Below are 8,638 nucleotides of genomic sequence, written 5' to 3' on the forward strand. Positions count from 1 at the left end.
CGTGACCCGAGTACTGGTGGTCGAGGACGAGGAGTCGTTCAGCGACGCCCTCTCGTACATGCTTCGCAAGGAGGGCTTCGAGGTGGCCATCGCCGCCACCGGCCCCGATGCCCTGGAGCAGTTCGAACGCAACGGCGCCGACCTCGTCCTGCTCGACCTGATGCTGCCGGGGCTGCCCGGCACCGAGGTCTGCCGCCAGCTGCGGGTCCGCTCCAACGTGCCGGTGATCATGGTCACCGCCAAGGACAGCGAGATCGACAAGGTGGTCGGTCTGGAGATAGGCGCGGACGACTACGTCACCAAGCCCTACTCCACCCGTGAGCTGGTCGCCCGGATCCGCGCGGTGCTGCGCCGCCGCGGCGAGAACGAGGGCCCCGGCGACGGCGGCGGCCCCGGCGCCCTGGAGGCGGGCCCGGTCCGGATGGACGTCGACCGGCACGTGGTGACCGTGGACGGCGCCAAGGTCGACCTGCCGCTCAAGGAGTTCGACCTGCTGGAGATGCTGCTGCGCAACGCCGGCCGGGTGCTCACCCGGATGCAGCTGATCGACCGGGTCTGGGGCGCGGACTACGTCGGCGACACCAAGACGCTGGACGTCCACGTCAAGCGGCTGCGGGCGAAGATCGAGCCGGACCCGGGCGCGCCGCGCTACCTGGTCACGGTCCGCGGCCTCGGCTACAAGTTCGAGCCGTAGACCCGGCCGTCCGGCCGCGGACACCCGAACGCCCCTCCGGTACCGGCCGGAGGGGCGTTCGCGCTTCAGCGGTGCGGCGGGGCCGGGCCTCAGTGGGCGGCCGGGACCGCCGGGGCCGACGCGCTGCCCGTGGCGGGGGCCGCCGGGGCGGTGGCCGTGCCGCTCGCGGCGGGAGCGGCCGGAGTGGTGGCACCGGCGGCCGGGGTGGCGGCACCGGTGGCGGGAGCGGCCGGGGTGGCGGCCTTGCTCGGCACGGCGGCCGGGGCGGTCGGGCCGAAGCCCTTGTACAGGTCCTTGTTCGGGCTGACCTGCGCCTCGGTGTCGAGCTTGTCGTGGTTCTTGAACGTGAAGGAGGTCGCCACGTAGCCGCCCACGGTCACGGTGGTGGAGGCGACCCTGGCGGTCGGGTTGCCCGGACCGCCGAGCAGCACCGCGCCGCCGGCCGGGACGGAGATGCTGGTCAGCGGGGCGCCCTTGTCGTCGGCGAAGGTGGCGGGGGAGCCGCCGGCGACGGTGATGGACTGCAGCTCCAGCGCCTCGGTCCCGCTGTTGCTGATGTTCACCGTCACGTTGGCGGGGCCGGTGTGTTCGCCGGAGGACTCGTCCCCGGTGACCACGACGATGTTGTTCAGGCGGACGTCGGTGCCCAGCGTGGCGGCCGCGTTGTCCGGCTTGATCTGCAGGGTTGCCGGGGTGTTCCCGGCGGCGCAGGCGGACAGCGGGGCGATGGCCAGGGCGGCGAGGGCGGCGATGCTGCCGCGTCGAAGGCTGCGGCTCACGGCGGCGGCTTCTCCTAAGTCACGTGTCGGAAGGTCAGGTCTCAGATTATCGACCTCGCTTATGCCGTCCTCACGGGGTGGTCCCTTCGTGTCGCGCGCCCGGTGCGGACGGGCGCCCGGACGGCGGCACGTCCGCGTGTCCAGGTCAAGCGCCGACCAAGATCGGATCACGATCCGGAAACGACCTGATAAACGGTGAAAACCCAAGATCAAATCACGGTTTCGGGCGTGTTGCCAGAGGTTTCAGCGGGCGGCGGAACCGCCTCCGACCTGCGGGAAGCCCTCCTCGAACACCGGTCGCAGCACGTCATGGGGGTCCTTGTCAAGCCCCGAGACCGGCCCTGACCTGCGAAAACGCCCTTCGGGTGCGCCGAAAAGCGTGTTATTCTGGAAAGCCACGGAAGGGGTCCTGTCACATGACGTTCAAGGTTGGCGACACGGTGGTCTACCCCCATCACGGGGCCGCGCTGATCGAGGCCATCGAAATTCGCCAGATCAAAGGTGTGGACAAGACCTACCTGGTGCTCAAGGTGCAGCAGGGAGACCTGACGCTCCGCGTGCCCGCCGAGAACGCGGAGTTCGTCGGCGTGCGCGATGTGGTCGGCCAGGAGGGTCTGGACCGGGTCTTCGAGGTGCTGCGCGCACCGTACACCGAAGAGCCGACCAACTGGTCCCGTCGCTACAAGGCGAACCTGGAGAAGCTCGCCTCGGGTGATGTCATCAAGGTCGCCGAGGTCGTCCGCGACCTGTGGCGTCGCGAGCGCGAGCGCGGCCTCTCCGCCGGTGAGAAGCGCATGCTCGCCAAGGCGCGCCAGATCCTCGTCAGCGAGCTCGCGCTGGCGGAGAACACCAACGAGGACAAGGCGGAGACGCTGCTCGACGAGGTGCTCGCCTCGTAGCGGCCGTCCGCTCCACAACGCTCACAGCGCCCGATGCCGGCGCGCCGCCCACCGGACCACGGGTCCGCGGGTGGTGCAGTGGCACTTCGGGCGCTGAGGCGTGTCCGGACGACGCCCCCGCACCCGAGCGGCCTGGCCGGCCTCGGGTCCGCATGACCGTTTCTGCTGCTGTGCGGGCGGAAGACGGTGGTGCTTCGGAAGGGGTCCGCGCCCGTCGTGCACGCCATGGCCATACCCACTTCGCCGAAGGAGTGAAACCTGAACGCCACAGCAGCAGTCGCAGCAGCAGTGGTGCCCGCCGCCGGCCGCGGTGAGCGCCTGGGACCGGGTGCCCCGAAGGCCCTGCGTGAACTGGGGGGCGTGCCGCTCCTGGTGCACGCCGTCCGGGCGCTGACCCGCAGCCGCGCGGTCGGCCTGGTCGTGGTCGCCGCGCCCGCCGACGGGGTGGCCGAGGTGGTCGCCCTGCTCGACAGCCACGGGCTGGAGGACAAGGACATCCGGGTGGTGGCCGGCGGGGCGACCCGCCAGGAGTCGGTCCGGCTGGGCCTGGCCGCCATCCCCGCCGAGGTCGGCATCGTGCTGGTGCACGACGCCGCCCGTCCGCTCGTCCCGGTCGAGGTGGTGGACGCGGTGGCGTCCGCCGTCCGGGCCGGCGCCGAGGCGGTGGTGCCGGCGGTGCCGCTGGCCGACACCGTCAAGCGGGTCGAGCCGGTGGCGGGCGGGCCCGAGCCGGTGCTCGACACGCCCGACCGCGCGACCCTGCGCGCGGTCCAGACCCCGCAGGGCTTCCGCCGGGAGACGCTGGCCGAGGTGCACGCCAGGGCGCTGGCCGAGGAGACCGCGCAGGACGGGGCCGGCCTGCCGCCGGTCACCGACGACGCGGGCCTGGTCGAGCGGTTCGGCGGCCGGGTGGTCGTGGTGCCCGGCCACGAGGAGGCGTTCAAGGTGACCCGTCCGCTGGACCTCGTGCTCGCCGAGGCCGTACTCGCCCGCCGGAGGGCCGCCGATGCCTACTGATCCGCAGACCCCCGTCCTCCCCCGGGTCGGCATCGGCACCGACGTGCACGCGTTCGAGCCCGGCCGCCCGCTGTGGGTGGCCGGGCTGGAGTGGCCCGGCGCCGAGGCCGGTCTGGCCGGGCACTCGGACGCCGACGTGGCCGCCCACGCCGCCTGCGACGCGCTGTTCTCGGCCGCCGGGATCGGTGACCTGGGCGCGCACTTCGGCACCGACCGGCCGGAGTGGGCCGGCGCGTCCGGGGTGAAGCTGCTCGGCGAGGCGGCCCGGCTGGTCCGCGCGGCGGGCTTCGAGATCGGCAACGTCGCGATCCAGGTGATCGGGGTCCGGCCGAAGATCGGCAAGCGCCGGGCGGAGGCGCAGGCCGCGCTCGGCGCGGCGGTCGGCGCCCCGGTCTCGGTCTCCGGGACCACCACCGACGGGCTCGGTCTCACCGGGCGCGCGGAGGGGCTCGCGGCGATCGCCACCGCTCTGGTGTACGAGCGGCGTTGACGTCCGCGGAGGAGGCCCGGGAACAATCCGCGACTGACGGGTGTTCACCGGGTGTCCTGCGGGCCCGAGTCGATAGTGTTCGTCCGGGCCCGCGCGGGCTTCCCCTCGGGCCGTACCCGCCGCCGACGAGATGAGGTTTCCGATGAGTGCCCAACTCTCCGACCGGGCCAAGGCCCTGATCGACGCCAAGAGCTTCGCCGTGGTCTCCACGATCCAGCCCGACGGCAGCCCCCAGTCCTCCGTGGTCTGGGTGACGCGCGACGGCGAGGACATCCTGTTCTCCACCGTCGAGGGGCGTCGCAAGCACCTCAACCTGCTGAAGGACCCGCGGGTCTCGCTGGTGGTCAACCCGCCGGAGAACCCGTACACCTACCTGGAGGTGCGCGGCGAGGTCTCGCTGACCCGTGAGGGCGGCCGGGAGCTGATCGACGAACTGTCCCGGAAGTACCAGGGCAAGGACTACGACTACGACGGCCCGGAGGACGTGCGCGTCGTCGTCCGGATCACCCCGCGGAAGGTGGTCGGCTCGATCTGAGCCACCCGGCGCGGCGGGGGCGGTCCCGGGCCCGACCCGGCGGAAAAGGCTCCGCCGGGGGTCTTGACATTCCGGAATGTCGCGGGGCACCCCCCGCCGCCCACTACGCTTGACGCTGTGAGCATTCGACTGTACGACACCAGCACCCGACAGGTCCGCGACTTCGTCCCGCTTGTCCCGGGTTGTGTCTCGATCTACCTGTGCGGCGCTACCGTCCAGTCGGCGCCACACATCGGGCACGTCCGGTCCTACCTCAACTTCGACGTCATGCAGCGGTGGTTCGCCTACCGCGGCTACCAGGTGACCTTCGCCCGGAACGTCACCGACATCGACGACAAGATCATCGCCAAGGAGCGCGAGCTCGGCACGCCGTGGTGGCAGATCGCCTACGAGAACGAGCGCGCCTTCAACGACGGCTACAACGCCCTCGGCTGCCTGCCGCCGACCGTCGAGCCGCGCGCGACCGGGCACATCCCCGAGATGATCGAGATGATGCGCGGCCTCATCGAGAAGGGGCACGCCTACGAGGCGGACGGCAACGTCTACTTCGACGTGAAGTCGTACCCCGACTACCTGGCGCTCTCCAACCAGAAGCTGGACAACCTCCTGCAGCCCTCCGGGGAGGGCGAGACCGGCAAGCGCGACCCGCGCGACTTCGCGATGTGGAAGTCCGCCAAGCCGGGCGAGCCGAGCTGGGAGACCCCGTGGGGCCGCGGCCGTCCGGGCTGGCACCTGGAGTGCTCCGCGATGGCCCACAAGTACCTGGGCGCGGCCTTCGACGTCCACGGCGGCGGGCTCGACCTGATCTTCCCGCACCACGAGAACGAGATCGCCCAGTCCAAGGCCTTCGGCGACGACTTCGCCAACTTCTGGGTGCACAACGCCTGGGTCACCATGGCCGGCGAGAAGATGAGCAAGTCGCTCGGCAACTCGGTGCTGGTCTCCGAGATGGTCCGGCAGTGGCGGCCGATCGTGCTCCGCTACTACCTGGCTGCGCCGCACTACCGCTCGATGATCGAGTACAGCGAGGAGTCGCTGCGTGAGGCCGAGGCCGGCTTCGGCCGGATCGAGGGCTTCGTCCAGCGCGCCGTGGAGCGCTGCGGCGCCGTCGACGCGGCGCCCGAGGTGCCGCCGGCCTTCGCCGAGGCGATGGACGACGACCTGGGCGTGCCGCAGGCGCTCGCGATCGTGCACACCGCCGTCCGCCAGGGCAACAGCGCCCTCACCGCGGACGACAAGGAGAGCGCGGTGGCGCGCTTGGCCGAGGTCCGTGCGATGCTCGGAGTACTGGGTCTGGACCCGCTCGACCCGCAGTGGGCCGGGACGGAGCGCGGCGAGGACCTCCACGGCGTGGTCGACTCGCTGGTCCGGCTCGTCCTGGACCAGCGCCAGGCGGCGCGGGCCCGCAAGGACTTCGCCACCGCGGACGCCATCCGTGACCAGCTCGGCCTGGCCGGGCTGGCGATCGAGGACACCCCGTCCGGCCCGCGCTGGACGATCAACAGCCAGTAACCCCCCGGCGACCGAGGGGTGAGGTGGGCCGTACCGGACCGGTGCGGCCCGCCCGCATGACGGAGCGCATGCCGTCGGGCGCCACCGGTACGTCCGGGGCGGCCGGCCATGCCGGACAGACAGACAGGAAGTACAGCCATGGCCGGCAACAGCCAGCGCAGGAACCGCCGCAACCCCGGGTCGAAGAAGGGCGCGAGTGTCGGTACCGGCGGCCACAGCCGGAAGGCGCTCCAGGGCAAGGGCCCGACCCCGCCCGGCGAGGAGCGCAAGGGCCACCCCAAGCAGCGGGCCGCCAACGCCGCGCTGAAGCGCGAGCGGGACGCCAAGGCCCGGGCCGGCATGCGCCGGGCCGGGGGCGGCGGGCGCGGCGGCCGCGGCGGCGCGGGCAGCGCCGAGCTGGTCTTCGGCCGCAACTCGGTGGTCGAGGCCCTGCAGGGCGACGTTCCGGCCAACGCGCTGTACGTCCAGCAGTTCATCGACACCGACGACCGGGTCCGCGACGCCTTCCAGGCCGCCAACGACCGCGGCATCCCGCTGATGGAGGCCCCGCGCCCGCAGCTGGACCAGATGACCGGCGGGATGAACCACCAGGGCCTGGTGCTGCAGGTCCCGCCGTACGAGTACGCGCACCCCGAGGACCTGCTGGACGAGGCCGCGGACTCCGGCCGGGACGCGCTGATCGTGGCGCTGGACGGCGTCACCGACTCCCGCAACCTGGGTGCCGTGGTCCGTTCCGCCGCCGCCTTCGGCGCGCACGGCGTGGTCATCCCGGAGCGCCGGGCGGCCGGCATGACCGCCGGTGCCTGGAAGACCTCCTCCGGCGCGGCGGCCCGGCTGCCCGTCGCCCGGGCGACCAACCTGACCCGGGCCCTGGAGGCCTACCAGAAGGCCGGTCTGATGGTGGTCGGCCTGGCCGCCGACGGCGAGGCCGAGATCGGCGACCTGGAGGCGCTGACCGGGCCGGTGGTGATCGTCGCGGGCAGCGAGGGCAAGGGCCTGTCCCGGCTGGTCTCGGAGACCTGCGACCTGCGGGTGCGGATCCCGATGTCCGGGCTCACCGAGTCGCTGAACGCGGGCGTCGCGGCCGGCGTCGTGCTGTACGAGGCGGCCCGGCTGCGCGCCAAGGTCGGCTGACCTCCGGGGCGCGCGCGGGCCTGAGCACGGCCCGGGCGTCCGGCGCAAGGCGTTCTCCGGAACCGCCTCCCGTTCGCCCGCAAGTCAGGGGAAAGCGATCGGATCCGACAGGGTCCGGTCGCTTTTTTCCTGATCCCTTCAAGGGAGCTCCCGACATCCACCCGGGAGAGTGTCCTAACCGGGTGTCACCCGGTTAGACGGTCGTGGACACCAGAACACCTCGGCGCCCGCTCCTGGGCGGTGGCAGCACCGGGATCGACGCGGGCCCCGGCCTCAACACGGTCAAGGTGCCGTCCGACCCGGCGCGCCTCAGCAGCACCCAGGCGAGCTTCCGGCTCAACCTCGCCACTCCGGTGGCGCCGCTGATCGACGCCCCGGCCGGACTGCTCTCCACCGGTGCGGCGTTCGGCGACCCGTACGGCACCCAGGGACTGATCCGCCGCCCGCTGGTCACCCCCCAGGTGGTCGTCCCCGCCGACGACGTGCGCGCGCTCGCCGCCGGCTTCGCCGGGGCGCCGCCGCGCCGCAAGGGCCGGGTCACCCCGGTCACCTGGACCGGCGAGGCGCGCCCGGGCGACGTCGCGGCCACCCAGCTCCTGGAGGCGGTCCGGCTCGGCGCCGTCCCGGCCGGGGTCGGCGGGCGCGGCGGACGGTCCGGCGGCTCCCTGGCGGACGCGGACACCCGGGTGCTCCCGTCGTACGGCGGCGCCCGCGCGGTGCCGCGCCAGTCGCGCGAGGGCGCCGGCACCGCCACCGAGGGCGGCGTCGGCCCGGTCGGCGCGCCGCAGGGCTGGACGCCCAGCGGCGAGCTGCCCGAGGTGTCGGCCGCCGGCGCCGAGGGCAGGCAGCCCTGGTACCCCGGCCGCCGGGTCGACCTCGGCCTGGTCCTGCTGCCGCTGCGCGCCGTGCTCGGCTCGCTCTCCGTCTACGCCGGGTTCAGCAAGCTCTGCGACCCGGTGTACTTCGACGGCGGCGAACGCGGCTCGATGATGCGCTGGCTCTCCTCGCTGCACCCGTGGAAGGTCGCCGAACCGCTGCTGGCCTTCGGGATGGCGCACCCGGTCGGCGCGGGCCTGGTGGTGTCGTTCACCGAGATCGTGGTCGGCGTGCTGACCGTGCTCGGCCTGTGGCAGCGGCTCGCGGCCGGTGCGGCGATGGCGCTGTCCGCGGCGCTGCTGTTCACGGTGAGCTGGCGGGCCGTCCCGGTCTACGACACCCCCGACCTGATCTTCCTGGCGGCGTGGAGCCCGCTGCTGATCGCCGGGGCGCCGTTCGCCTCGCTGGACGGCCGGCTCAACCTGGAGGCCTGGCGGTACTACGGCGCGGACGCCCCGGCGGCGCTGCGCCGCCGGGTGCTGCGGCGCGGCTCGGTGGTCACCTCGGTGGTCGTCGGCCTGACCCTGCTGCTCGGCTCGATGCTGGGCGCGGCGGTCCGCACCGGCGCCCGCCCGCAGCCCCCGGCGCCGTCCCGGCCGGCCGACGACTACGGCACGCCGGTCTGGCCGGGCGGCGGACCGTCCGCCACCCCCGGCGGCAAGGCCCCGGCCACCTCGGCGCCCTCGCCGGCGCCGTCCCGGC

9 protein-coding genes are annotated in these 8,638 nt (G+C 73.3%); 8 read left to right on the top strand and 1 reads right to left on the bottom strand.

The window, feature by feature from the left end; all coding sequences use genetic code 11:
- Position 1: 1 nt before the first annotated feature.
- Positions 2–694, top strand: a complete 693-nt coding sequence (locus ACFXAM_RS23355; protein WP_030305055.1) for a response regulator transcription factor — start codon at positions 2–4, stop codon at positions 692–694.
- Between the two features lie 89 nt (positions 695–783).
- Here the strand turns inward: ACFXAM_RS23355 and ACFXAM_RS23360 are convergent, their stop codons facing one another.
- Positions 784–1,473, bottom strand: a complete 690-nt coding sequence (locus ACFXAM_RS23360; protein WP_380294161.1) for a DUF461 domain-containing protein — start codon at positions 1,471–1,473, stop codon at positions 784–786.
- A gap of 416 nt (positions 1,474–1,889) precedes the next feature.
- Between ACFXAM_RS23360 and ACFXAM_RS23365 the strand changes: the two genes are divergently transcribed.
- From ACFXAM_RS23365 to ACFXAM_RS23395, 7 genes are all read left to right on the top strand, one after another.
- The gene (locus ACFXAM_RS23365; protein WP_030244332.1) at positions 1,890–2,372 is read left to right on the top strand and encodes a CarD family transcriptional regulator; all 483 of its coding nucleotides are present in this window, start codon (positions 1,890–1,892) and stop codon (positions 2,370–2,372) included.
- Between the two features lie 258 nt (positions 2,373–2,630).
- Positions 2,631–3,389, top strand: coding sequence for a 2-C-methyl-D-erythritol 4-phosphate cytidylyltransferase (gene ispD, locus ACFXAM_RS23370; RefSeq protein ID WP_380294167.1), 759 nt, complete (start codon positions 2,631–2,633; stop codon positions 3,387–3,389).
- Positions 3,379–3,879 carry a 2-C-methyl-D-erythritol 2,4-cyclodiphosphate synthase gene (ispF, locus tag ACFXAM_RS23375; protein WP_380294162.1) on the top strand — a complete coding sequence of 167 codons (501 nt, stop codon included), beginning with the start codon at positions 3,379–3,381 and terminating at the stop codon, positions 3,877–3,879. Before ispD ends, ispF begins: the two co-directional genes overlap by 11 nt.
- Before the next feature lie 142 nt (positions 3,880–4,021).
- The gene (locus ACFXAM_RS23380; RefSeq protein WP_380294163.1) at positions 4,022–4,414 is read left to right on the top strand and encodes a PPOX class F420-dependent oxidoreductase; all 393 of its coding nucleotides are present in this window, start codon (positions 4,022–4,024) and stop codon (positions 4,412–4,414) included.
- Between the two features lie 117 nt (positions 4,415–4,531).
- Positions 4,532–5,926 (top strand): cysteine--tRNA ligase, encoded by a 1,395-nt coding sequence (gene cysS / locus ACFXAM_RS23385; protein ID WP_380294164.1) that lies wholly within the window; start codon positions 4,532–4,534, stop codon positions 5,924–5,926.
- Between the two features lie 138 nt (positions 5,927–6,064).
- Positions 6,065–7,060, top strand: coding sequence for a 23S rRNA (guanosine(2251)-2'-O)-methyltransferase RlmB (rlmB, locus tag ACFXAM_RS23390; protein ID WP_344344715.1), 996 nt, complete (start codon positions 6,065–6,067; stop codon positions 7,058–7,060).
- Positions 7,061–7,263: 203 nt separating this feature from the next.
- A partial coding sequence (locus tag ACFXAM_RS23395; RefSeq protein ID WP_380294165.1) for a DoxX family membrane protein occupies positions 7,264–8,638 on the top strand: 1,375 nt, incomplete at its 3' end.

Source organism: Kitasatospora sp. NPDC059462, from assembly GCF_042749955.1.
Classification (GTDB): Bacteria; Actinomycetota; Actinomycetes; order Streptomycetales; family Streptomycetaceae; genus Kitasatospora.

What these genes read in the sequence shown, in the direction of transcription:
- ACFXAM_RS23365 (WP_030244332.1), top strand. Translation starts at nt 1,890, where the DNA reads ATGACGTTCAAGGTTGGCGACACGGTGGTCTACCCCCATCACGGGGCC.
- ispF (WP_380294162.1), top strand. Translation starts at nt 3,379, where the DNA reads ATGCCTACTGATCCGCAGACCCCCGTCCTCCCCCGGGTCGGCATCGGC.
- ACFXAM_RS23380 (WP_380294163.1), top strand. Translation starts at nt 4,022, where the DNA reads ATGAGTGCCCAACTCTCCGACCGGGCCAAGGCCCTGATCGACGCCAAG.
- rlmB (WP_344344715.1), top strand. Translation starts at nt 6,065, where the DNA reads ATGGCCGGCAACAGCCAGCGCAGGAACCGCCGCAACCCCGGGTCGAAG.